Origin of the sequence: Acidiferrimicrobium sp. IK, from assembly GCF_025499425.1 — a bacterium.
GTDB lineage: Bacteria > Actinomycetota > Acidimicrobiia > Acidimicrobiales > Palsa-688 > Acidiferrimicrobium.
Map to the genome: position 1 here is coordinate 17166 of NZ_JAIMCB010000016.1, position 21518 is coordinate 38683.

The following is a 21518-nucleotide window of genomic DNA, read 5'->3' on the forward strand; positions in this document are numbered from 1 at the left end:
GTGGGTAGCATGGGGCGTGGATCTTCGTTACCCGCCGGAAGCCGAGGAGTTTCGTGTCGAGGTCCGGCGCTTCCTCAGCGACCATCTCCCTGTCGGTTTCTGCTTCGGCGACCTCGATCGGCACGAGGCGCTCGCATGGACCGATCGGTGGCGAGCAACGATGGCCGCCAATGGGATGGTCGGTGTTAGCTGGCCTGTCGAGTACGGCGGCCGGGGGCTGCCGAAGATCGCACAGGTCGTCTTGGCCGAGGAGTTCGCCAAATCCGGCGTTCCGTGGGGCCGCAACATCGATGCCACCACCCTGAAGATGATGGGGAACACGCTCCTGCGCTGGGGGTCGGAAGACCAGAAGCGAAGGTTCCTTCCCGGCATCTTGTCCGGGGACGAGAACTGGGTGCAGGGTTACTCGGAGCCCGACGCGGGGTCCGACTTGGCGGGCCTAACCCTCCAAGCTCGGCGCCAAGGCGACGAATGGGTGTTGAACGGGCAGAAGATCTGGACCTCGCGGGGTCAGTTGGGTGACTGGATCTTCGTGTTGGCCCGCACCGACCCCGCCGCGCCCAAGCACCGGGGCATCACCTTCTTTCTGGTCCCCATGCGCCAGCAGGGAGTAGAGGTGCGCCCGATCGTGACCAGCACCGGTGAGGCCGAGTTCTGCGAGGTGTTCTTCACCGATGCTCGTACCGACGCGGGCAATCTGCTCGGCGAGATAAACGGCGGGTGGGCCGTCGCCAACAGCCTGCTGGGGCTGGAGCGGGGCGAGGAAGCGGCGACCAACCCGATCCTCTTCCAAGGAGAGTTCGAGCGGCTCGTGGATCTCGCTCGGGTGAACGGGCGAGACCGCGACGCCGTGGTACGCCAACGCCTGTCCTGGTGCTACAGCAAGGTGCAGATCATGCGCTTCCTCGGATACCGCATCCTCACCACCTGGTTGAGAGACGGCGAGCTGGGACCTGAGTCCTCCATCGCGAAGCTGTACTGGAGTGAGTATCACCAGGTCGCAACGGACCTGGCTCTCGAGCTCATGGGCACCGGCGGCCTGGTGCGTGAGGGTCGCCGCCTCTCGCGCCAGATGCGCACCGACGAGGTACGAGCGCCTAACAGCAACAACTCCTGGATCGACATCTTCCTCCTGAACGCCCGCTCGGGGACTGTGTACGCCGGCACCTCCGAGATCCAGCGGAACATCCTCGGCGAACGCGTCCTCGGACTTCCGAAAGGACCGGGAGACAGTTGACCGCGGAGCCTCGAGCTGTGGACGCCGACGACCGGTACGGGACGATCCCTCGCATGGCGGTCGCCAGCGCAGCGCGCTTCGGTGACGCCGAGGCCATCGTCGACGGCGACGAACGGCTGACCTTCGCCGGTGTCGCCGACGGCATGCGAAAGGTCGCCGTCGCCCTGGTGGCCAGCGGGATCGGCGTCGGTGACCGGGTCGCGCTTTGGGCACCCAACAGCGCCAACTGGGTTCGCATCGCGCTCGGGGTGCAGGCGGCCGGTGCCGTGCTGGTGCCGCTCAACACCCGCCTCACCGCCGACGAGGCCGCCTACATCCTGACCAAGTCGGGTAGCCGCGCCCTCTTCGCGGTCGAGGAGTTCCTCGGCCGGCGGTTCCTCGACGCCCTCCGGCGCGAGCGGCCAGACCTTGCTGTCCTACGCCGAGCCGTGGAGACACCCGGACCGGGGAGGCCGGCGCCCCAGGGGTGGCTCGAGTTCCTGGACTCGGGCGGCCCAGGTGACGCCGCCGTGGTCGACCGGCGGATGTCGGCGGCCACTGCCGCGGACGCATCAGACATCATTTTCACCTCCGGGACCACCGGGTTCCCCAAGGGCGCCATCCTGCGCCACGGAGCCAGCCTCAAAGGCTACGAGCGGTACAACACCGGCCCGCAGATCGACGACCGGGACCGGCCCCTGATCGTGCTCCCGTTTTTCCACACCTTCGGCTACAAGGCCGGGTGGATGCTAAACCTCATGGTCGGCGCCACCACGGTGTCCCTGCCCACGTTCGATCCCGAGCAGGCGATGCAGACCATCGAGCGGGAGCAGGTCACGTACCTCCCCGGGTCGCCGACCATGTTCGTGGCCATGCTCGACCATCCGGCTCGAGCCGGCCGCGACCTACGGTCGCTGCGGGGCGCCGTCGTCTCTGCCAGCACCGTCCCCGTCGAGCTGGTCCGCCGCCTCACCGACGAGATGGGCCTCACCTGCATCACCGGGTACGGGCTCACCGAGTGCCACGGTCTGGTATCGGTCAGCCAACCCGGCGACGATCCCGACGTCATCGCCAGCACCGTCGGACGGCCGCTCCCCGGGCTCGAAGTGCGCGTCGTCGACGGGTCCGGCGCGGACGTCGCTCCCGGGCAGCCGGGGGAGCTGCTCGTGCACGGCTACACGGTCATGAGCGGGTACTTCGACGACCCAGACCTGACCGCTGACGCCGTTCGCGACGGGTGGCTCCACACGGGCGACGTCGTCGTCGCCGACACCGAGGGGTACCTGAGGATCACCGACCGGAAGAAAGACATCTACATCGTCGGAGGGTTCAACGTCGCGCCCGCCGAGGTAGAGCGGGCCCTTGCCGGGCTCGAACAGATCAGCCAGGTCGCCGTGATCGGCGTACCCGACCCGACCATGGGCGAGGTCGGAGTGGCGTTCGTCGTGCCCCGACCAGGCGCTGCGCTGTCCCCCGAGGAGGTCCTCCATTACGCCGTGCGCCACATGGCCAACTACAAGGTCCCCCGGCGGGTGGAGATCGTAAGAGAGCTACCGCTCAACGCCACCGGCAAGGTGCTGAAGACCCGACTCCGGGAGCTGGCCGAAAGTCGGCATCGCTCACAATCTTCCGGCCCGGGAACATGAACGAGCATCGGCGCAGGGTGATAGCCGGGAGCGGCGCTGACCAGGCCGCCCTGCGGCTCGTGCGCCGGACTTCGCTACGCTCCGACCGTTGGTCCGGGCCGTATTTGGGGGAGTCTCATGGCTGAACTGAGCGGGCGCAGCGCGCTGATCACCGGCGCAGGCCAGAACGTCGGAGCGGAGACGGCGCGCCGTCTCGCCACCTCCGGCGCCTACGTCGGCGTCAACGACATCGTCGCGGAACGAGCCGAGGCGGTGGTCGAAGAGATCCGCGGCGCGGGCGGGAAGGCCGATACCGTCGTCGCCGACGTCACCGACCTCGCCGCGGTCACCGAAGCGTTCGGCCGGTTCGGCCCGGTCGACATCTTGGTCAACAACGCCGGGATCCCGCTCAGCGGGTTCGGTATGAAGGTGTTCTGGCAGGAAGACCCCTCGGCGTGGAAGCCGTTCATCGACTTGAACGTGTACGGCCCGATGAACTGCACCTACGCCGTGCTCGGCGGGATGGTCGAGCGGGGCTGGGGTCGGGTCATCACGATCGGCTCGGAGTCGGCGCGAGGCGGTGACCGCAAGCTGGCCGCCTACGCCGCGTCGAAAGGCGCGGGGCCCGCCCTGATGCGCTCTCTGGCCAAGGAGGTCGGCAACAAGGGCGTCACCTGCAACACCCTCTCGCTGGCGACCCAGGCCAGGGACGGCATGGACAACGACGACGGGCTGCGCCTCAAAGCGCTGTCGTCGTACGTCGTGCCCCGATTCGGTCGGTCGGCGGACGTAGCGGCTGCGGTGGTCTGGCTGGCCAGCGACGACGCCGCCTGGGTGACCGGCCAGACCATCCCGATCAACGGCGGGTACATCACAACCTGAACCGGCCCTCGCTGGTCTACGGCACGGCTGACACCGGCTGCCGATCCCTGCGGACGCCGGCCTACTGTCGAAGCCATGCACGCCGGCACCCCCTCGCCGGACCCGCCGGGACTGCTCGAGACGCACGTTTCGACCGTCGTCCTCTTGGGCGACGCCGCCTACAAGATCAAGAAGGCCGTCACCACGCCCTACTTGGACTGGTCCGAGCTGGATCAGCGCAGGCGTGCCTGCCACCGGGAGGTCGAGCTCAACCAACGGTTCGCGCCCGACGTCTACCGGGGGGTGGCCGAGGTGGTCGGCCCGGACGGCCAGGTGTGCGAGTACATGGTCGTCATGCGGCGCCTCCCCGAACACGCCCGCCTGTCGCGGCTGGTCCGGGCCGGGAGCGACACCAGCGGCCCGCTGCGGGAGGTCGCTGGCTTGGTGGCTGGGGTGCACGCCGGGGCGCAGGAGGACCGTCGCGAGGACGGCCCCGGCGGCCTCGACGCGATCCGGTCCCGCTGGAGGGAGAATCTCGATGCCCTGGCCGCTCACGGCGCGTCGGGGACGGTGTCGGCGGGGACCCTGGAGCGGGTGAGGGCGCAAGCCGAGGCGTACCTCGACGGCTGCGCCGAGGCCTTCGCCGACCGACGTCGCCGGGGACGGGTGCGCGACGGCCACGGCGACCTCCTGGCCGACGACATCTTCGTGCTCGACGACGGGGTGCGGGTACTCGACTGCCTGGAGTTCGATGATTCCCTCCGTGTCGGCGATGTCCTCGGCGACGTGGCTTTTTTGGCCATGGACCTGGAACGCATCGGCGCCCCGGCCGCCGGGGCCCGGTTCCTGGCCGACTACCGAAAGATCACCGGCGACGACTGGCCGGCGGGACTGGCCCATCACTGGATCGCGTACCGGGCGTCGGTGCGCAGCAAGGTGGCGGCCTTGCGCCACGACCAGGGGGACCGCGACGCCGGCCGGCAGGCCGACGCCCTCCTGGCGTTGAGCCACGCCCACTTGGAGCTGGCCCGCCCTCGCCTGGTCCTCGTCGGCGGGCTCCCGGGCACCGGGAAGACCACCACCGCCGCTGGCCTGGCCCGGGCGCTCGGCTGGGAGCGGCTGAGCAGCGACGAGGTCCGCCACTCCCCTGCCTTCTCCGGCGGGTCCCAAAAGCGAGGCAGCGACTACCGCAGCGACCTCTACCGCCCGGAGGTGACCGACCGGGTCTACCAGGAACTCATCGCTCGGGCCGCCGCTCATCTCAGCCACGGTCGCAGCGTCGTGGTGGACGCGTCGTGGACCGCCGAGCCCCAGCGCGTGGCCGCAGCGGAAGCGGCGCGAGCAGCCCACGGCGAGCTGGTGCAGATCAACTGCTGGCTCGACCCCCGAGTGGCCGACGAACGGATCGAGGGCCGCCGCCGCTCCGGCGCCGGCGACTCCGACGCCACCCCTCAGATCGCCGCGGCCATGCGGGCCGACGCCGACGATTGGCCTGGGGCGCATGTCCTTGACACCGCCGGGCCCGTCGACGCCGTGGTCGACGCCGCCCGTTCTGTTGCGTACCCGCGTTGGAGCGAGGACCTCCTCGCTCGCCCCTGACCGCAGCGGCGAGCGCCGCCGCGCCGGGGCTTACACTCCTGCGATGCCGGTATCCCTCGACGAGTTCCAGGTGGCGCCGTTCACCGCCGCTGGTTTCACCCACGACGTCTACCGCAGCGGCGACGGTCCCGCGGTCGTCGTCATCGCCGAGATCCCCGGCATCACCCCGAAGGTGCTCGACTTCGCCGGCCGGGTCCGGGCCCTCGGCGCGTCGATCGTCATGCCCCACCTTTTCGGCGAGCCGGGCAAGCCCCCGTCGGCCGGGTACGCGCTCAAGAGCCTGGCGCAGGTGTGCGTGTCCCGGGAGTTCTCGTGCCTGGCGACGGGCTCCGTCGGGCCGGTCACCGGGTGGTTGCGGGCCCTCGGCGCGGCCGAGCACCGGCGCTGCGGCGGCCCGGGGATCGGCGTCGTTGGCATGTGCTTCACCGGCAACTACGCGCTGGCGATGGCCGTCGACGACATCGTCGTGGCCCCAGTGCTGAGCCAGCCTTCGCTGCCGTTCCCGTTGGGCAAGGCCCGTCAGGGCGCGGTCGCGGTCTCGGAGGGTGACGTCGCGACGCTCAAGGCCAGAGCCGAGCGCGACGGCACCACCGTCCTCGGGCTGCGCTTCACCGGTGACATGGCCTGCCGGGAGCCCCGCTTCGACACCCTGCGCCGGACCCTCGGCGACCGCTTCGTGGCCGTCGAGATCGACTCGTCGCCCGGCAACCGGTACGGCCACCCCCGAAACGCCCACTCGGTGCTGACCGAGCACCTGGTCGACGAGGACGGCTCCCCCACCAAGGCCGCCCTCCACCAGGTGCTCGCCCTGCTGGAGGAGCGCCTCGGGCTCAACGCCAGCAAACAGCCCTAGGCGGCGGCCCGGTCGGCTCACGCCAAGAGATCGACCGCATCCATCTCGATGGCGTGGCGCCCGTGGCGGTGGGCCATGGTCATGAACATGTCGTCGCCCCGCTCCGTGCGCTGCACCAGCATCGACGCGGCGATGGCCATGACCAGACCACCGAAGGAGTAGCGACGGTACTGGGCCCAAAGGTCCTCCCACCCCAGGTCGACGCCGGCCGCCCGCATGGCCTGGTGGTAGCTGCGGACCAGGTCGGCCTCGTGAGCCGCCCGCTCGCCTGGGAGCAGGCCGCTGCCGAGGAAGTAGCTGAGGTCGCTGACACCGGGGCCGTACACCGCGGTCTGCCAGTCGACGACCACCGGGCGCCCCCCTCCGGGCCGGTCGGTGGCATCGGTGAAAAGCAGATTGTCGAGCCGGTAGTCACCGTGGGTGACCGTCCACGGCCCGGGCCGGTTGCCGTCGTAGACGTGGAGCTGGTCGATGAGCCGCTCGGCGACGGCGAGGATCTCGGGGTCCATCCGCTCGGCGTAACGCTCGACGAACCCCGGCCACAGGCTGCGCACCAGCTCGGGGATGGTCCCCTTGGCCTCGACGGTGTTGCGGTGCAGCCAGTCCAGCTTGGCCAGGCGGTCGTCTCCCCAGCGGGGCGCGTGCAGACCGGGGAGCTCCGCCACCGCGGCGGCCGCCTCGTCGGGGGTGCAGCCGGCGAGCTGGTCGCCTTGCCGGGCCGGGGCCACGTCCTCGAGCAGCAGCGTGAAGTCGGAGGTCTCCACGTCGATCGCCGCGTGGTAACAGCGCGGCGCCCGCACCTGCAGGCCGGCGTGCAGCTCCCGGTAGAAATTGACTTCGATCTCATAGGCTCGCAGCGCCGCCGCGGTGGCCCGGCTTGTCGCATCGGTCGACGGCAGCTTGGCCACGAGCGTCGCCGGGCCGGCGCCGGGACGGTCGTAGTCGGGCGTCACCCGGACGCAGTCGCCCATCTGGCCGGCGCCGACCACCTCGGTGGTGACCGCTACCACCGAGGCCCCTCGCAGGTGGTCGCGCAGAGCAGCGGTGAGGTATTCGGGTGTCAGGTCAGCAGCGGTAGTGGTCATTCTTCCCCCCTGGAAGCAAGCAACCGACCGGCAGCGCCGGTCAGGACGGCAGGATCCCCTCGACGACCGTGTCGGGGAAGTAGCGGTGGTGGCGGGCGCCGGTGATCTCGTAGATGGCGCTGCCCTCCCGGCCGTCGTCGGCCCGGACCCGCATCTGCGACAGCCCACCCCGGTGGAACGGCTCGTAGGGCCGGTCGAAGCGTCCGGCCGCCTCGACGGTGATGGACTGCCCGCCCCGCAGGGTGAAGGTGCACGACCCGCCGAGGCCGGCCACCGCCTCCCCGCCGGTGCCGTACCCGACCGCTGCGCCGTCCGCGCCCCGCCAGGCCAGGTCGTGGCGGAAGTCGACCACCGGGATCGGCTCGGAGCGGTCCGCCGGCGCCCAGCACCCGTCGGTGTACACCCGGGCGCCGTCGGGCAGCTCCCAGTGCCACACCCCGAGGAACCCGTCGTCGAACTGGAGTTGCAGCCACATCCAGAGGGGGCAGCGCCCGTGGTCTCTGATCCCCCACGAGTGGTCCCGCTGGCCGACCCAGCCGTCGATGTCGTAGGTGACGCCCGCAGCGGTGTAGGTCCCGGTGTAGGTCCCGGATTGGAGGATGTGGCTCTGGTCCCAGACGATCTCGTCGCCGGCGCGCATCGTGCCCCGCCTGAGGGCGTAGGGCTCGGTGCGGGCCCGGAACGTCACGTCCAAGCCGATCGCCGCGACGGCCGGGTCGGCCCACAACCGCAGCTCCTCGAAGGGCGTGACGACCTCGACGCGCGCCGCGCCGACATCGGTGGTGTGAGCGTCCCCGCCGTAGGGGCGCTCGAGCAGCCCGAGGACCGACTCGCCAGCGACGCGGCCCATCTGCAGCGAGTCCATTTTCTGCGCGGCCGGGTAGCGGGCCAGGGTGAAGAACACCACGTCGCCCGCGGCGTCCGGCCGGTGCAGGTCGAAGAAGTAGCTCTCCCGCCAGTACGGGTGGTGCGGCTCGACCTGGCCCAGCAGCTGGGGGGTCTGGTGGACGAACAGCTCGTCGAGCGGTCCTGGGCGGGTCATCGGGCGAAGCGGTAGCGGACGGGGAGGTGCTTCACTCCGGACACGAAGTTGGAGGCCGCCCACTCGGCGGGGCCGTCGGGCTCGATGCTCTCCAGCTCCGCTGACAGCCGGGCGAGCATGGTGCGGATCTCCCGGCGGGCGAACTGGGCGCCCAGGCAGAAGTGCGAACCGCCACCGAAGCTGATCAGCCGGTCGGCGTTGGACCGGCGGATGTCGAAGCGGTCCGGGTCGTCGAAGACCGCCTCGTCGCGGTTGGCGCTCGGGTAGGAGAGCATGATCCGCTCCCCCTCCCCGACCGGGACGCCGGCGACCTCAGTCGGGCGGGTGGCGTAGCGCATGAAGTGGCGGACCGGGCTGGTCCAGCGGATGGCTTCCTCCGCGGCGTTGGCAGCGAGGGACGGGTCGGCGCGGATGGCCCACAGCTGGTCAGGGTCTCGCAGCAACGCCTCCATCCCCCCCGACAGCCCGAAGGAGGTGGTGTCGTGGCCGGCGGTAGCGACGATGATGTAGTACCAGAGCCGTTCGGCCTCGCCCATCGGGCACCCGCCGGGCTGCCCGTTGGCGATCACCGTCGCCAGGTCCTCGGTGGGGCATTGCTGGCGGTCGGCGGTGATGGCATTGAAGTATTCGATGAACTTCATGATGGAGTTGATGACCGCGGCTCCGGGGTCGGCGGCGTCTCCCAGGAACTCGGGGTCGCCGGCACCGAACAACCCCTGCGTCAGTTCGAGCATCATCGCTTCGTCGCTTTCGGGGACCCCGAAGATGTCCATGATCACCCGAAGGGTGAAGGGCTGGGCGATGTCTTTGGCGAAATCGCAGCGACCGCCGAGGTCGCGCATCCGGTTGATGAAGAGGTCGGCGATGGCGTCGATGCGCGGCTGGCGGTGGCGGACCGACGCCGGCTTGAACCAGTCGTTGGCCACCTGGCGGTGGTCGCGGTGGTCGACGCCGTCGAGGTGCACCAACGTGCGGGGCATGGGGAGGCCGGCGTCCACCATCCGGCGGATCTCCTCCTCGGGCTGGAGCACGGACCGCTCCGTGTTGTGCCACAGGTCGCTGTCGCGCTCGACCGCGTACACATCCGCGTAGCGCAACACGGCCAAAAACGGTGCGAACCCGTCGGCTTGGACCGCGACGACGGGGGTGTCCCGGCGGATCTCCCGCATCCGCTCGTGCCAGCGGTCCATGTCGGCCCACGGCTCGGGCGCGCTCAGCAGCTCGGCGGCTTCGGTGGAATGGTCGGTGATGGTCATGCGGTCGCTCCCCGTGCGCGTCGGACCTGCCCGAACTATAAGCGACCATCGTTCGCGTGTAGGGGCGAGGGCCGGGAGGTCAGGCCGTCGAGGAACGCGGCCAGCCCGAACGCGAAGACCTCGTCTTCCGACACGGCCGCCATCTCGTGGCGGCGGGCCCACAACGTCGGGTAGCCCTCGGCGACGGCGACGTCGATCAGCCCCGGGTTGTGCCGCCCGCCGGTCGGGCCCGGCCCGGTGTCGAAGTAGACGGTGCCGAACACGTAGTCGACCAGCGCCAGGTACGCCGACACCGTGCGCCGGCCGTCGAGTCCCATGGCCAAGAAACCCTCGAGGCCCCGGTCGGCGCCCCGCATGGCGTTGGGCCCTACCACCGGCGACGCGGTCACGGCGGGGAGCAGCGACGCGTGCGACAGCAGGACCGCCCTCAGCTCGTGGGCCAACCACTCGACCTGCCGTCGCCCGCTCAGCCCGTCGGGCGGCAGGCGGACCTCGCCGAGGAGCCGGTCCACCATCAACACGAGCAGCGCCTCGCGGCTCGCGACGTGACGGTAAAGCGACGCGGTGGCGGTGCCGAGGGCCTCCGCCAAGCGGCGCATGGTGAGCGACTCGAGGCCTTCGGTGTCCACCACGCGGAGGGCCGCGTCGAGGACCCGTTCGACGGTGAGCCCGTCGGGACGGGGTTTGCGCCGGGCCAGCCGGGCCTGATGATCGACCCACCACGGGGCGCTGCCGACCGCCGCCGCGCCGGCGGCCGCCTCAGGCATCGGCTTCGACCGCACGGCCCGGCTGGTACACGCCGGTCTCCTGGCTGCGGCCTCGGAGGACGACGTCGCTGACGTGGCGCCACCGGCCGCGCTCGTCGGGGTCGGCGTCGGCGACGGCCCGGCCGCTGGCCACCAGACCCCCGGTGGTCTTGGCCAGCTCGCTCAGCCGGGCCGCCTCGTTGACCGGGTCCCCGATGACGGTGTACTCGAAGCGTTCCTGGGCCCCGATGTTGCCGGCCACCGCGATCCCCGCGGACACCGCCGCGCCGACCGCCACGTCGGGGACCTCCCGCTGCAGGCGGGCGACGACGGCGCGGGCGGCGGCCAGCGCCGCGGACGCCGGGTCGGCGGCCGGCACGGGCGCCCCGAACACCGCCATCGCGGCGTCGCCGATGAACTTGTTGATGATCCCGCTGCGCGCCTCCACCTCGTCCACGATCACCGCGAAGAACCGGTTGAGGAGCCCGACCACTTCGCTCGGGGGGCGGGCGTCGGCCATCTGGGTGGAGCCGACGACGTCGATGAACAGCACGGCGACGTAGCGTTCCTCTCCGCCCAGCTCGGGCACGGTCTCGAGGGCGGCGGCTGCCACCGCGGCGCCGACGTGGCGGCCGAAGAGGTCCCTGACCCGGTTGCGTTCCCTAAGGCCGGCGGCCATCCGGTTGAACCCGGCTTGCAGCTCGCCCAGCTCCGTGCCGTCGTCGACGGTCACCGCCGCCGCGAAGTCCCCGGCCCCGATCGCCGCCATCCCCTCGCGAACGGCTCGGATCGGGGCGATGGTGGCTTCGCTGACAAGGAGCATGAGGAGGAAACCGAACACCAAGGTCACCGCGCCGAGGCATACGACCGTCACCGCCAGCCGGGTGACGGTGATGTCGCGGCGGGTCAGGGCGTAGAGGGCGACGGTGATCACGCCCACCACCGGGAGCCCGGAGCCGAGGGCCCAGTTGAGCAGCGTCCGGCCCCGCACCCCGGCCCGGCGGTCCGGGGCGCGCACCGCCAGCGCCTCTGCGGCCACCGGCCGCAGGGCCATCTCGGTCAGCAACAGGGCGTTGGCGCACACGATCAGGCCACCGAACGCGACCGGGAACGCCACCCGTGGCAGGTTGCGGCTGTCGATCGAGCCGTAGAGCCCGCTGAAGAGGGCGGCGGCACCGGCCCACAGCCCGGCTTGGACCAGCACCAGCCGGGCCGGGACCGCGAACATCGCGCTGGCTTCGGGGAAGGTCGGCGGTCGCCCCTCGCGGACCCACTCCAAGGACCGCACGGCGGCGCGGGTGCCGACGATCGCACCGCCGAGGAGAGCCAGGATCACGTAGAGGGGGAGGATCCCGAACGTGACCGGCGCCGCCGGCCCAGAGAACACCGTCGGCCCGGGGATCACGAAAAGCGCCAAGCCGGCGACGACCAGCGCTCCGACGGCGTTGGCCGCGAGCAGCGACCCCGTGAGCACCACCTGGACCCGCCGGCCCCGCGTCCCGTCGGTGACGTCGCCGAGCCGGCCTGCACGCTCGAGCACCCGGCCCAGGACGACCACCGCAGCAGTATTGCGCCTGGGAGCAGCAGGCGCCGCCAGGGGGCCCGACGCCGGACGCCTACGCCAGGTGGGCCTGGACCAGCTCGGCCAGCTTGCGGCCGTCGGCGCGTCCGGCGGCCTCGGCCTTGGCGTCGCGCATCGCCGCGCCCATGTCGGCCTTGCCGTGGTAGCCGCCGGCCTCGACGACCCTGGCGACGAGGGCGTCGAGCTGGTCGTCGCTCAGGGCCTGGGGGAGGTAGGAGGATATGATCTCGGCCTCCGCCCGCTCCGACGCGGCCCGCTCCGGACGCTGCCCCAGGTCGAACGCCTCCGCCGCCTCGGCCCGCTTCTTCAGCTCCGACTGCAGCAGGGCGGTCACCTCCTCGTCGGTGAGCGTGCGCTTTTGGGCGCCGGCGACCTGGGCGTTGATGATCGCGGCCCGCAGCGAGCGCAGGGTCGACATGCGCAGCTTGTCCTGCGCCTTCATCGCTGCGGTCAGGTCGTCGCGAAGTTGATGCTCGAGCATGTCCAGCTCCTTGGGCCGAGTGGGTGCCGGTGGATGGCGCGCCGGGCGCCGGGGCTCCCTGGTCCAGAGTACGGAGCAGCGCCCCGGCGGCCCGGGCGCTTTACACGCGCGTAAAGTCTGGCTGTGACCGCCACCACCCCCGCCGGGCTGCCGCCTGTGGAGCAGCGCACGTTCAGCGCGGCCTACGAGCGAGCCCTCTCCGAGCGTCCCGACGACGTCGCCCAGCTCGAGGAGGGCGGCGGGTCGTGGACCTGGGCGAGCAGCTTCGAGCGGGCCCGCCGGCTGGGAGGGGGGTTGCGGGGCCTGGGCGTCGACCGGGGCCAGCCGGCGGCGCTGATGCTCGACAACTCGCTGGACTTCGTGCACGCCTTCTCCGGGTTGAGCCTGGGCGGCATGGTCGAGGTGCCGGTCAACACCGCGTACAAGGGCCGGTTCTTGTCCCACATCCTCAACGACTCCGGCGTCGAGGTGCTCGTCGCCGACGACCGCTACTTGGACCGGCTGGCGGCGGTGGCCCCCGATCTCGAAGGGCTGCGCACGGTGGCGGTGAGGGGCGACGCCGGCGCCGCGGACCGGGCGCTCACCGGGCGGTTCCGGGTGGTGCCCTTCGCCGAGCTGGAGTCCGGCCCGGCGCTGGATCCCGTGGCGCTGGCCCCGTCGGACCTCATGGCCTACATGTACACATCGGGGACCACAGGGCCTTCGAAGGGGGTGCTCGTCCCCCACGCCCACGCCTACACCTACGCCTCGAGGGAGGACGAGTCCCGCCCTGTACCCGGCGACCGGATCCTGGTCACCCTGCCGATCTTCCACCTCGCCGGCCAGTGGTACGGCGTGTACCAGGCGCTCATCCACCGGGCCCGCTGCGTCGTGGAGCCGGCGTTCTCGGTGACCCGCTTCTGGGACGTCGTGCGCCGGCAGGGCATTACCGTCACCGTCATGCTGGGAGCGATGGCCGAGCTGTTGCAGCAGGCACCTCGCCGCCCCGACGACGCTGACAACCCGCTGCAGCTGGCAGTCATGGCCCCCCTGGCCAGCGACGTCGACGGCTTCCGGCGTCGCTTCGACGTCCAGCTGGCCGCGGTGTACGGGATGAGCGAGATCGGCGCGGTGCTGTCGGGTCCGCCAGACACCCTCGTCGGCGGCGAGGCCGGGTTTCCCCGCACCGGCTTCGAGCTGCGTCTCGTCGACCGCGACGGCACCGACGTGGCCCCGGGCGACATCGGCGAGCTGTGGGTGCGCCCCTCGGTGCCGCACACCGTCATGGCCGGCTATCACCGCCTGCCCGACACGACCGCGGCGACGATCGTCGACGGCTGGGTCCACACCGGCGACGCGTTCCGGACCGACGCCGCTGGCCGCTTCTACTTCACCGACCGGATGAAAGACGCTTTGCGCCGGCGGGGGGAGAACGTGTCGTCGTTCGAGGTCGAGCGGGTCATCAACGAGCACCCTGACGTGTACGAGAGCGCGGTGGTGGCGGTGCCCGCCGAGCTCGGGGAGGACGAGATCAAAGCCGTCGTGGTGGCCCGGCCCGGCGCGACGCTCGACCCCGAGGCGCTGACCCGGTTCCTCATCGACCGGCTGCCGTACTTCATGGTCCCCCGCTACGTGGAGGTGGCCGACGACCTGCCGAAGACCCCGACCCAGAAGGTGGTTAAGCGCACGCTGCGAGAACGCGGCGTTGGCCCCGGGGTGTGGGACCGCGAAGCGGCCGGGATCGTCCTGCGGAGGGGGTCGTGAGCGGGCCGATCTCCCGCCTCCTCGTCGCCAACCGGGCCGAGATCGCGGTGCGGATCATGCGCTCCGCCGCGCTGGCGGGCATCCGGACCGTGGCGGTGGCCCCCGAGGACGACGCGGCGTGCGCTCACGTTGCGAGGGCCGACACGGCGGTGCGCCTCCCGGGGTCGGGGCCGGCGGCCTACCTCGACGTCGAGGCGGTCGTCGGCGCGGCGCTGGAGACAGGCTGCGACGCGCTGCACCCCGGCTACGGGTTCCTCGCCGAGCAGCCGGCGCTCGCCGCGGCCTGCGCCGACGCCGGCGTCACCTTCGTCGGGCCCAGCCCGGAAGCGCTGGCCCTCTTCGGTGACAAGACCCGGGCCCGGGCCCACGCCGCGTCGCTCGGGTTGCCGCTCGCCGCCGCGACGAGCGGCCCGACCGACCTCGACGCCGCCACCGCGTTCTTCGACGGCCTCGGCCCGGGGGCGACGGTGATGGTCAAAGCGGTTGCTGGCGGCGGCGGGCGGGGGATGCGCCCGGTCACCCGTCGCGAGCACCTGCCCGACGCCTTCGCCCGCTGCCGCTCCGAAGCCCAAGCCGCCTTCGGTGACGGCGCCGTTTTCGTCGAGCAGCTGCTCGGGCACGCCCGCCACGTCGAGGTGCAAGTCATCGGGGACGGCACCGGCGCGGTGGTGGCCCTCGGCGACCGCGACTGCAGCCTCCAGCGCCGGCGCCAGAAGCTGGTCGAGGTGGCACCGGCGCCGCGGCTGGCGCCCTCGACGCGCCGGCGGCTCCACGACGCCGCGGTGGCGGTCACCGCCGCGGTGTCGTACCGGGGTCTGGCGACCGTCGAGTTCCTCGTGGTCGGAGAGCAGGTCGCCTTCCTCGAGGTCAACCCGCGCATCCAAGTCGAACACACCGTCACCGAAGAGGTCACCGGCCTCGACCTGGTGGACCTGGGCCTTCGCGTCGCCGGCGGGGCCGGGCTGGGTGAGCTGGGCCTGGCGGCCGGCTCGCCCACCCGGGGCGGCGCGCTGCAGCTGCGGGTCAACACCGAGACCGTTCACCCCGACGGGACGCTCGCTCCCTCCGCCGGTGTGCTGCTCGCCTTCTCACCGCCCGGCGGCCCCGGCGTCCGGGTGGACACCCACGCCTACCCCGGCTACCCGGTCAGCCCCCGTTACGACTCGCTGCTGGCCAAGCTCGTCGTCTCCGACCCGTCGGGGGACGCCGACCGCCTGGCTCAGCGCGCCGCGGGGGCGCTGGCGGAGCTGGTGGTCGAGGGCGTCGACACCAACGCCGGTTTCCTCCGGGCGGTCATCGCGGCCGGCGGGCTGTCGGATCCTCAGGTCGACACCACCTGGGTCGACGACCGCCTGCCGGCGTTGGTCGCGGCGGCCGACGGGTTCGGGTCCCGCCCGGCGCCGGAACCGGACGCGCCGGCGCGGCCCGGCTCGCCTGACCGGCGCGGCCCCGATGGGACCGTGGCGGTCCCGGCGCCGACGAGCGGGACCGTCGTCGAGGTCCTCGTCGGGCACGGCGACGCGGTGGCCGAGGGCGCGACGGTCGCGGTGCTCGAGGCGATGAAGATGGAGCACCTCGTGCGGGCCCCGCAGTCGGGCATAGTCCGGTTGGTGGCCGCCGACGCGGGCCAGACCCTCAGCGCCGGCGACGCGATCGCCCACCTGGAGCCATCGGAGCTCGACGGGGCCGCCACCGCGGCGGCCGCGGTCGACCTCGGGCACGTGCGGGCCGACCTGGCCGAGACCATCGAGCGCCACCGCGTCGGCCTCGACGAGGGACGGCCGGCCGCGGTCACCAGGCGGCACGACAAGGGGCGGCGCACCGCCCGGGAGAACATCGACGACCTGTGCGACGCGGGCAGCTTCTTGGAGATCGGTGCCCTGGCCCTAGCCGCGCAGCGCCGGCGCCGTTCGCTCGCGGACCTCATCGCCAACACGCCGGCCGACGGGCTGGTCGCCGGCACCGCGACCGTCGGCGGGCGGCCCTGCGCGGTGATGTCCTACGACTACACGGTCCTGGCCGGCACCCAGGGCCTGCAAAACCACCGCAAGACCGACCGGCTCCTCGACCTGGCCGCCCGGCGAGGCCTGCCTCTGGTGATCTTCGCGGAGGGAGGCGGGGGGCGCCCCGGTGACACCGACACCGCGTCGATCGCGTCGCTGGACGTGCCGACGTTCCGCATGGCGTCCCGGTTGGCCGGCACGGTGCCGACCGTCGCGGTGGTGTCCGGCTACTGCTTCGCCGGCAACGCGGCCCTGGCCGGCGTGTGCGACGTGATCATCGCGACCGAGGGCAGCAGCCTCGGGATGGGCGGCCCGGCGATGATCGAGGGCGGAGGTCTCGGGGTGGTGGCCCCAGGCGAGGTCGGCCCGATGGACGTGCAGGTGGCCAACGGGGTGGTCGACGTCTTGGTCCGCGACGACGCGGCCGCCGTCGACGCGGCCCGGCGGTACCTGGAGTACTTCTCCGGGCAGACCGTCGCCTCCCGCTGCCGCGACCAGCGGCTGCTGCGCCACCTGGTCCCGGAGAACCGGGTCCGGGCCTACGCCATCCGCCAGGTCGTCGAGACGCTGGTCGACGAGGACAGCATGCTCGAGCTGCGGTCCGGGTGGGCGGCCGGGATCGTCACCGCGCTGGCCCGCATCGAAGGCCGAGCGGTCGGCGTGATCGCCAACAACCCCGAACACCTGGGGGGCGCCATCGACGCCGAGGCCGCCGACAAGGCCACCCGGTTCTTCCAGCTCTGCGACGCCCACGGCCTGCCCGTCGTGTCTCTGTGCGACACGCCCGGGTTCATGGTCGGCCCCGACGCGGAGCGCACCGCGACGGTCCGCCGCTTCGGGGCGATGTTCGTCGCCGGGAGCCGGACCCGCTCCCCGATGGTGACGGTGGTCCTGCGCAAGGGGTACGGGCTGGGGGCCATGGCCATGGCCGGCGGCGATTTGAAGGCGCCGCTGCTCACCGTCAGCTGGCCGACCGGCGAGTTCGGCGGGATGGGCCTCGAGGGCGGCGTCCGCCTCGGTTACCGCAAGGAGCTGGAGGCCATCGACGACCCCGCCGAGCGCCAGGCCCGTTACGAGCAGCTGGTCGCCGACGCCTACGACCGGGGTAAGGGGCTGTCGGCGGCCGCCGCGTTCGAGATCGACGACGTGATCGACCCGGCCGCCACCCGGTCGGTCATCGCCCGGGCCCTCGCCGCCGGCCGATGACCGCCGCGCCCGGCGCGCGGCGCCCGCCGCACCCCACCGCGGCGCTGATCCTCCGGGCCGCGGAGGGGGTCTTCCCGAAGCTCGGCTACAGCCAGACGACTATGGCCGACCTGGCCGCCGCTGCAGGCGTGACCCGCCCGACGGTGTACGCCTACTTCGCGTCGAAGGCCGACGTGTTTCGGGCCGTGGCCGAGTCGGTGCGCGACGACATCCTCGCGGTGCAAGAGCAGGCGTCGGGCGAGACGCCAGCGGAGACCGCCCGCCTGGGCGTCGTCGGCTACCTCGACGCGTACGTCCGCCACCTGGGCGTGCTGACCGTCTTGTCCCACCAGGCGCTCAGCGACCCGGCGATGGGCCGGCTGCGCGACGAGATTCACGACCGGGCCAACCGGCGCCACACCCGGTTCATCGAGCGGCTGGCCGCCGCTGGCCAGGCCCGCCCGGTCGTACCCGCTCCGGTCCTGTCCGAGGCGGTCACCGGTGTGGTGATGCGCCTGGCGGAGCAGATCGCGGCCCGCCCGGACCGCCGAGGGGAGCTGGCCGGCCATCTGGCCGCGCTGCACCGGACCCTGCTCGGCCTGTGAGCGGCGGCCGGTCCGACAGCTCCAGCTTCGAGGTTGTCAGGGGGCGGTGAAGGCCATCCCCGGCGTGGCGTAGTGGCGGAGGTCGTCGGTGATGAGATAGCCCTCGTAGCCGGGGAGACGATCGATGGCTTCGAGCAGGGGCCGCCCGGCGACCGCGAGGCCCGTCGCCAGCGCGTCGGCCAGGTCGAGGTCGGGGCCGGTCACCGTCGCGGACGCCGCGGCGCGGGCGGTGCGCCCGGTGGCGGGGTCGATGAGCTGGCCGGGGCGCTCGTAGTCGCCTGAGGTGGCGACGGCGTCGGTGACCTCGACGACCGCGCAGAGGGCTTGGGGCTGGGCTGGGTGGCGGATCCCGGCCCGCCACGGCCCGGTCCCGCCGTGCCCGGCGACTGCGATGTCGCCGCCGGCGTTGACCATCACGTTGGTGGCGCCGGCCGCGGTGAGGGCGCCGACCGCCCGCGCCGCCGCCCACCCTTTGACCAGCCCGGTGGGGTCGACTCCCCCGGGGAGCGACCACGGGTCGAACGCGCCGCCGGTGAGCTGCTTGGCCAGGGCGCAGCGTTCGAGGACCACCGATACGTGGGCGGCGTCGGGCGCCGCGAGGTCGTCCATGGTCGCCCGGCCGGAGCGCAGCTTGGACATCGGGCTGTCCGGGTTCCAGGTGGAAAAGACCCGGTCGGCCTCGTGCAAGACGCTGACCGCGGCGGCGATCGCGGCGTCGGGCAGCGGGTCGGGGCTGGTGATGGCGACGATCGTGCCCATCACCGCCTCGAGGTGGGCGGCGGTGCCGGACCCGGTGATCACGATATGCCGAGCTTTTTCAGCGCGGAGGTGAGGGAGTCGTAGAACGCTTGGGAGGTGTAGGTCGCCCCCGACACGCCGTTGATGTTGGCCGATCCGGCGTTGATGACCTGCTGCTCGAGTTGGGGCACCGCGTAGCTGTCGATGCTCTGGGAGCGGCCGTCGGTCTCGCTGATCGTGGCGATGCCGACGTTGGTGATCTTGGTGCCCTGCACCGTCACCTTGACCGCGATGTCCCCGTAGCGGAACTGCTCGTCGGTGCCGGTGGCGCCGCGGGTGGCGCTCGACGGTGCAGCAGTAGACGGTGCGGCAGCAGACGGTGTGGTGGTCGGTGTGGCAGAGCCGGCCGCCGACCCGCCGGCGGTCGAGGTGGTGGCCGACGCGGAGGAGATCGTCAGGGCCGGTTTGTGGACGGGGAACGCGAGGACCGCGGCGGTCCCCGCGACGGTACCGGCGATCACTAGGGGGTAACGGCGCATGGTGGTCCTCGAGGATGTAGGGGGCGGTCAGGACGCGAATGATTCGCAGTGGATGGCGCGGCGGGGGACGCCGAGGGCGGTGGCGGCGGCGACCACCCCGGCGCTGAAGTCGTCGGGTCCGCACACAAACAGGTCGCGCCCGCTCAGGTCGGGGACCGCCCGGCGCAGGTGGGCCGGGTCGTCCAGACGGTGCCGGCGGCGGGAGCCCGCCAAGGTGACCATCCGGCCCCGGCGGGCGGCCACCATCGCCTCGATCTCGCTGTGGTGGATCAGCTCCCGCTCGTCGGATGCCCGCTGGACGACGACCACGTCGACGTCGGGGGGAAGGTCCTCGAGCAGCGCTCGCAGCGGGGTGATGCCGACGCCGGCACCGACCAGCGCCACCTTCGCCCGGGTGCGGGCATGGTCGGTGAACGCCCCGTAGGGGCCTTCGATGGCGATCCTGGTCCCTGGCCGCAGCCGGCTGATCTGGGCGGTCGCGTCGCCGGTGACTTTGATCGTGACCCGCAGGTATGGCGGCGACGGCATCGCCGACAGCGAGAAGGGGTGGGCGTGCCACCACAGGCCGGTGGTCAAGAACCGCCAGGCGAAGTACTGACCCCCGGCGACCGCTAGGCGCTCGAGGTGGCGGCCGCGCACGACCAGCGACCACACGTCGGCACCCTCCGGGCGGATGTCGACGACGTGCAGCTGGTGGCGGAGGGTCCTCACGACCGGCATGCCGATCCGGAAGGCGACCACCACCCCGGCGGTGGACAGCCAGAGGACGATCCACGCGCCCTTGGCCAGGGGATGCCCGACGAGGGTCGTACCGTCGAAGATCTGGTGGGGAACCGAGAACGCCAGAGCCAGGTAGGTGTAGAGGTGGATGACCCACCAGGTGTCGTAGTCGACCCGGCGGCGCACCGCCCGGATCGAGATCCCGGCGATCCCGACGATCATGGCGTAGGCGACCACCGAGGCGAAGATCCATCCCATCGTGGTGATCAGCGACCCGGCTTCGTTCCAAAACCCGAGCCGGCCGGCTTGGGCGTAGCCGAGCGTGGTCAGCACGCCGTGGGCGCCGAGCAGCAGCAGCGGCGCCGAGGACGTCCGGCGATGCCACCGGATCAACCGGTCCTGGCCGAGCGCGGCCTCCAACGCCGGCAGGCGGGCCGCCAGCAGGACCATGATCAGCAGCAGGTAGGTCCCGGCCATCGCGGTGGCGTCGCCGAGCACGGTCGCCACGCCGCCTGGCGAGCGCAACGCGGCCCCGGTGGTCTGGCTGATCGGCCACGCGACCGACGCCCCGAGCCCGAGGCCGGTCGCGACCGCCGCGACGTCAGGCACCCACCGCCGGGGTCGGTGCCGGCGCCGGGTGGGGGCGCCGGAGGCCGGGGCGCCGGCGGCGGGAGCGGCCACATCACCGGCGGCCGCGTCGAGGGTGTGCAACGACATGCCGGCCACGATGGAGGACGCAGGTGAGCGGACCCTGAAACCAGGCTCCGAGTTCCCTTGGAATGTCAGCCGCTCCCGGCGGGGGCGGCGGGGTGGTCGCTACAGTGCGCCATGGTCGCCGTCGAGCTCGACATCCTCGAAGAGGGCATCGCCCAGGTCACGCTCAACCGTCCCGCCCAGCTCAACGCCATCGACGGTTCCCTCATCGACGGGATGGACTCCGCCCTCGATGCCCTGAGCGAGCCCGGCGCGTTCCGGGCCGCGATCCTCACCGGGGCGGGGCGGGGCTTCTGCTCCGGCGCCGACCTGAGCGCCAAGGGGGAGCCCTGGACCCCGCCGGCGGCGTCCCCGTTCAAGACCATGTACGACGCGCAGGTCCGGCTCGCCGACCAGTACACCCGGCTGTACGAGCTTCCGATCCCCGTCGTAGCCGCGGTCAACGGGGTGGCGGTCGGGGGCGGGCTGGCGTTCGCGTTGCACTGCGATGTCCGTATCGCCTCCGAGCACGCTCGGTTTGGGTCGGTGTTCATCAAGGCCGGGTTGTCGTCGATGGACATGGGGACCAGCTACCTGCTTCCCCGCATCGTCGGCGCCGGCGTGGCCCGGGAGCTGATGCTCACCGGGCGGATCATCGACGCTGCGGAGGCCTACCGGATCTCGCTGGTCCACGAGGTCGTGGCACCCGACGACCTCCTGGCGGCGGCGCTGCGCATGGCCCGGACGATCGCGGCCAACAACGCCTTCGGGGTGTGGCAGACCAAGATCGGGCTCAACACCGCGCTCGACGCACCGAGCCTCCGTCACGCCAAGGAAATCGAGAACCGGACGCAGATCCTCACCGGCTTTACCAACAACCCGACCGAGGCCGCCCGGGCCCACCGCGAAAAGCGCGATCCGGTCTGGGATCAGCTCTAGCAAAAGG

18 protein-coding genes are annotated in these 21518 nt (G+C 72.1%); 9 read left to right on the forward strand and 9 right to left on the reverse strand.

Annotation, left to right across the window (positions count from 1 at the left end; genetic code table 11):
• Window positions 1-16 precede the first annotated feature (16 nt).
• The 5 genes from K6U06_RS20705 to K6U06_RS20725 all read left to right on the forward strand — a co-directional run bounded on the left by K6U06_RS20705 (window position 17) and on the right by K6U06_RS20725 (window position 6154).
• Window positions 17-1237 carry an acyl-CoA dehydrogenase family protein gene (locus tag K6U06_RS20705; protein ID WP_262323879.1) on the forward strand — a complete coding sequence of 407 codons (1221 nt, stop codon included), beginning with the start codon at window positions 17-19 and terminating at the stop codon, window positions 1235-1237.
• Window positions 1238-1254: 17 nt separating this feature from the next.
• Window positions 1255-2862: an AMP-binding protein gene (locus tag K6U06_RS20710; RefSeq protein ID WP_262323880.1), complete on the forward strand. Its 1608-nt coding sequence runs from the start codon at window positions 1255-1257 to the stop codon at window positions 2860-2862.
• A gap of 117 nt (window positions 2863-2979) precedes the next feature.
• Window positions 2980-3723 carry an SDR family NAD(P)-dependent oxidoreductase gene (locus K6U06_RS20715; protein WP_262323881.1) on the forward strand — a complete coding sequence of 248 codons (744 nt, stop codon included), beginning with the start codon at window positions 2980-2982 and terminating at the stop codon, window positions 3721-3723.
• 75 nt (window positions 3724-3798) lie between these two features.
• Window positions 3799-5301 (forward strand): AAA family ATPase, encoded by a 1503-nt coding sequence (locus K6U06_RS20720; RefSeq protein ID WP_262323882.1) that lies wholly within the window; start codon window positions 3799-3801, stop codon window positions 5299-5301.
• Window positions 5302-5344: 43 nt separating this feature from the next.
• The gene (locus K6U06_RS20725) at window positions 5345-6154 is read left to right on the forward strand and encodes a dienelactone hydrolase family protein (protein ID WP_262323883.1); all 810 of its coding nucleotides are present in this window, start codon (window positions 5345-5347) and stop codon (window positions 6152-6154) included.
• 17 nt (window positions 6155-6171) lie between these two features.
• On the opposite strand, the gene K6U06_RS20730 is transcribed toward K6U06_RS20725, so the two are convergent.
• From K6U06_RS20730 to K6U06_RS20755, 6 genes are read right to left on the reverse strand one after another with little or no spacing between them, the layout of a single operon-like run.
• Window positions 6172-7239 carry an ecdysteroid 22-kinase family protein gene (locus K6U06_RS20730; protein WP_262323884.1) on the reverse strand — a complete coding sequence of 356 codons (1068 nt, stop codon included), beginning with the start codon at window positions 7237-7239 and terminating at the stop codon, window positions 6172-6174.
• A 40-nt stretch (window positions 7240-7279) separates the two neighbouring features.
• Entirely contained in the window at window positions 7280-8281 is a 1002-nt protein-coding gene (locus K6U06_RS20735; RefSeq protein WP_262323885.1) for a hypothetical protein, read from the reverse strand.
• Entirely contained in the window at window positions 8278-9537 is a 1260-nt protein-coding gene (locus K6U06_RS20740; RefSeq protein ID WP_262323886.1) for a cytochrome P450, read from the reverse strand. Before K6U06_RS20740 ends, K6U06_RS20735 begins: the two co-directional genes overlap by 4 nt.
• A 35-nt stretch (window positions 9538-9572) precedes the next feature.
• The gene (locus K6U06_RS20745) at window positions 9573-10304 is read right to left on the reverse strand and encodes a TetR/AcrR family transcriptional regulator (RefSeq protein ID WP_262323887.1); all 732 of its coding nucleotides are present in this window, start codon (window positions 10302-10304) and stop codon (window positions 9573-9575) included.
• The gene (locus tag K6U06_RS20750) at window positions 10297-11841 is read right to left on the reverse strand and encodes an adenylate/guanylate cyclase domain-containing protein (RefSeq protein ID WP_262323888.1); all 1545 of its coding nucleotides are present in this window, start codon (window positions 11839-11841) and stop codon (window positions 10297-10299) included. Before K6U06_RS20750 ends, K6U06_RS20745 begins: the two co-directional genes overlap by 8 nt.
• A gap of 58 nt (window positions 11842-11899) precedes the next feature.
• Window positions 11900-12346, reverse strand: coding sequence for a GatB/YqeY domain-containing protein (locus tag K6U06_RS20755; protein ID WP_262323889.1), 447 nt, complete (start codon window positions 12344-12346; stop codon window positions 11900-11902).
• A gap of 123 nt (window positions 12347-12469) precedes the next feature.
• Here K6U06_RS20755 and K6U06_RS20760 point away from each other — a divergent pair, with 123 nt between their 5' ends.
• The 3 genes from K6U06_RS20760 to K6U06_RS20780 are packed head-to-tail and all read left to right on the forward strand — an operon-like array spanning window position 12470 to window position 17882.
• The gene (locus tag K6U06_RS20760) at window positions 12470-14089 is read left to right on the forward strand and encodes an AMP-binding protein (protein WP_262323890.1); all 1620 of its coding nucleotides are present in this window, start codon (window positions 12470-12472) and stop codon (window positions 14087-14089) included.
• Window positions 14086-17298, forward strand: coding sequence for an acetyl-CoA carboxylase family protein (locus tag K6U06_RS24545; protein WP_316044739.1), 3213 nt, complete (start codon window positions 14086-14088; stop codon window positions 17296-17298). The genes K6U06_RS20760 and K6U06_RS24545 overlap by 4 nt, the downstream gene beginning before the upstream one ends.
• Entirely contained in the window at window positions 17295-17882 is a 588-nt protein-coding gene (locus K6U06_RS20780) for a TetR/AcrR family transcriptional regulator (RefSeq protein WP_262323891.1), read from the forward strand. The genes K6U06_RS24545 and K6U06_RS20780 overlap by 4 nt, the downstream gene beginning before the upstream one ends.
• Window positions 17883-17918: 36 nt before the next feature.
• On the opposite strand, the gene K6U06_RS20785 is transcribed toward K6U06_RS20780, so the two are convergent.
• The 3 genes from K6U06_RS20785 to K6U06_RS20795 are packed head-to-tail and all read right to left on the reverse strand — an operon-like array spanning window position 17919 to window position 20596.
• A complete protein-coding gene (locus K6U06_RS20785) occupies window positions 17919-18683 on the reverse strand; it encodes an FAD:protein FMN transferase (RefSeq protein ID WP_262323892.1) in 765 nt (254 codons plus the stop codon).
• Window positions 18680-19159 carry an FMN-binding protein gene (locus tag K6U06_RS20790; RefSeq protein WP_262323893.1) on the reverse strand — a complete coding sequence of 160 codons (480 nt, stop codon included), beginning with the start codon at window positions 19157-19159 and terminating at the stop codon, window positions 18680-18682. Before K6U06_RS20790 ends, K6U06_RS20785 begins: the two co-directional genes overlap by 4 nt.
• 27 nt (window positions 19160-19186) lie before the next feature.
• Complete coding sequence (locus K6U06_RS20795) at window positions 19187-20596, reverse strand: ferredoxin reductase family protein (RefSeq protein ID WP_262323894.1); 1410 nt, start codon at window positions 20594-20596, stop codon at window positions 19187-19189.
• Between the two features lie 111 nt (window positions 20597-20707).
• Between K6U06_RS20795 and K6U06_RS20800 the strand changes: the two genes are divergently transcribed.
• Complete coding sequence (locus tag K6U06_RS20800) at window positions 20708-21511, forward strand: enoyl-CoA hydratase/isomerase family protein (protein WP_262323895.1); 804 nt, start codon at window positions 20708-20710, stop codon at window positions 21509-21511.
• The last annotated feature ends 7 nt before the right edge of the window (window positions 21512-21518 follow it).

Coding starts and splice junctions, on each gene's coding strand:
- K6U06_RS20715 (WP_262323881.1), top strand. CDS start 2,980: ATGGCTGAACTGAGCGGGCGCAGCGCGCTGATCACCGGCGCAGGCCAG.
- K6U06_RS20720 (WP_262323882.1), top strand. CDS start 3,799: ATGCACGCCGGCACCCCCTCGCCGGACCCGCCGGGACTGCTCGAGACG.
- K6U06_RS20725 (WP_262323883.1), top strand. CDS start 5,345: ATGCCGGTATCCCTCGACGAGTTCCAGGTGGCGCCGTTCACCGCCGCT.
- K6U06_RS20730 (WP_262323884.1), bottom strand. CDS start 7,239: ATGACCACTACCGCTGCTGACCTGACACCCGAATACCTCACCGCTGCT.
- K6U06_RS20735 (WP_262323885.1), bottom strand. CDS start 8,281: ATGACCCGCCCAGGACCGCTCGACGAGCTGTTCGTCCACCAGACCCCC.
- K6U06_RS20740 (WP_262323886.1), bottom strand. CDS start 9,537: ATGACCATCACCGACCATTCCACCGAAGCCGCCGAGCTGCTGAGCGCG.
- K6U06_RS20745 (WP_262323887.1), bottom strand. CDS start 10,304: ATGCCTGAGGCGGCCGCCGGCGCGGCGGCGGTCGGCAGCGCCCCGTGG.
- K6U06_RS20755 (WP_262323889.1), bottom strand. CDS start 12,346: ATGCTCGAGCATCAACTTCGCGACGACCTGACCGCAGCGATGAAGGCG.
- K6U06_RS20780 (WP_262323891.1), top strand. CDS start 17,295: ATGACCGCCGCGCCCGGCGCGCGGCGCCCGCCGCACCCCACCGCGGCG.
- K6U06_RS20790 (WP_262323893.1), bottom strand. CDS start 19,159: ATGCGCCGTTACCCCCTAGTGATCGCCGGTACCGTCGCGGGGACCGCC.
- K6U06_RS20795 (WP_262323894.1), bottom strand. CDS start 20,596: ATGTCGTTGCACACCCTCGACGCGGCCGCCGGTGATGTGGCCGCTCCC.
- K6U06_RS20800 (WP_262323895.1), top strand. CDS start 20,708: ATGGTCGCCGTCGAGCTCGACATCCTCGAAGAGGGCATCGCCCAGGTC.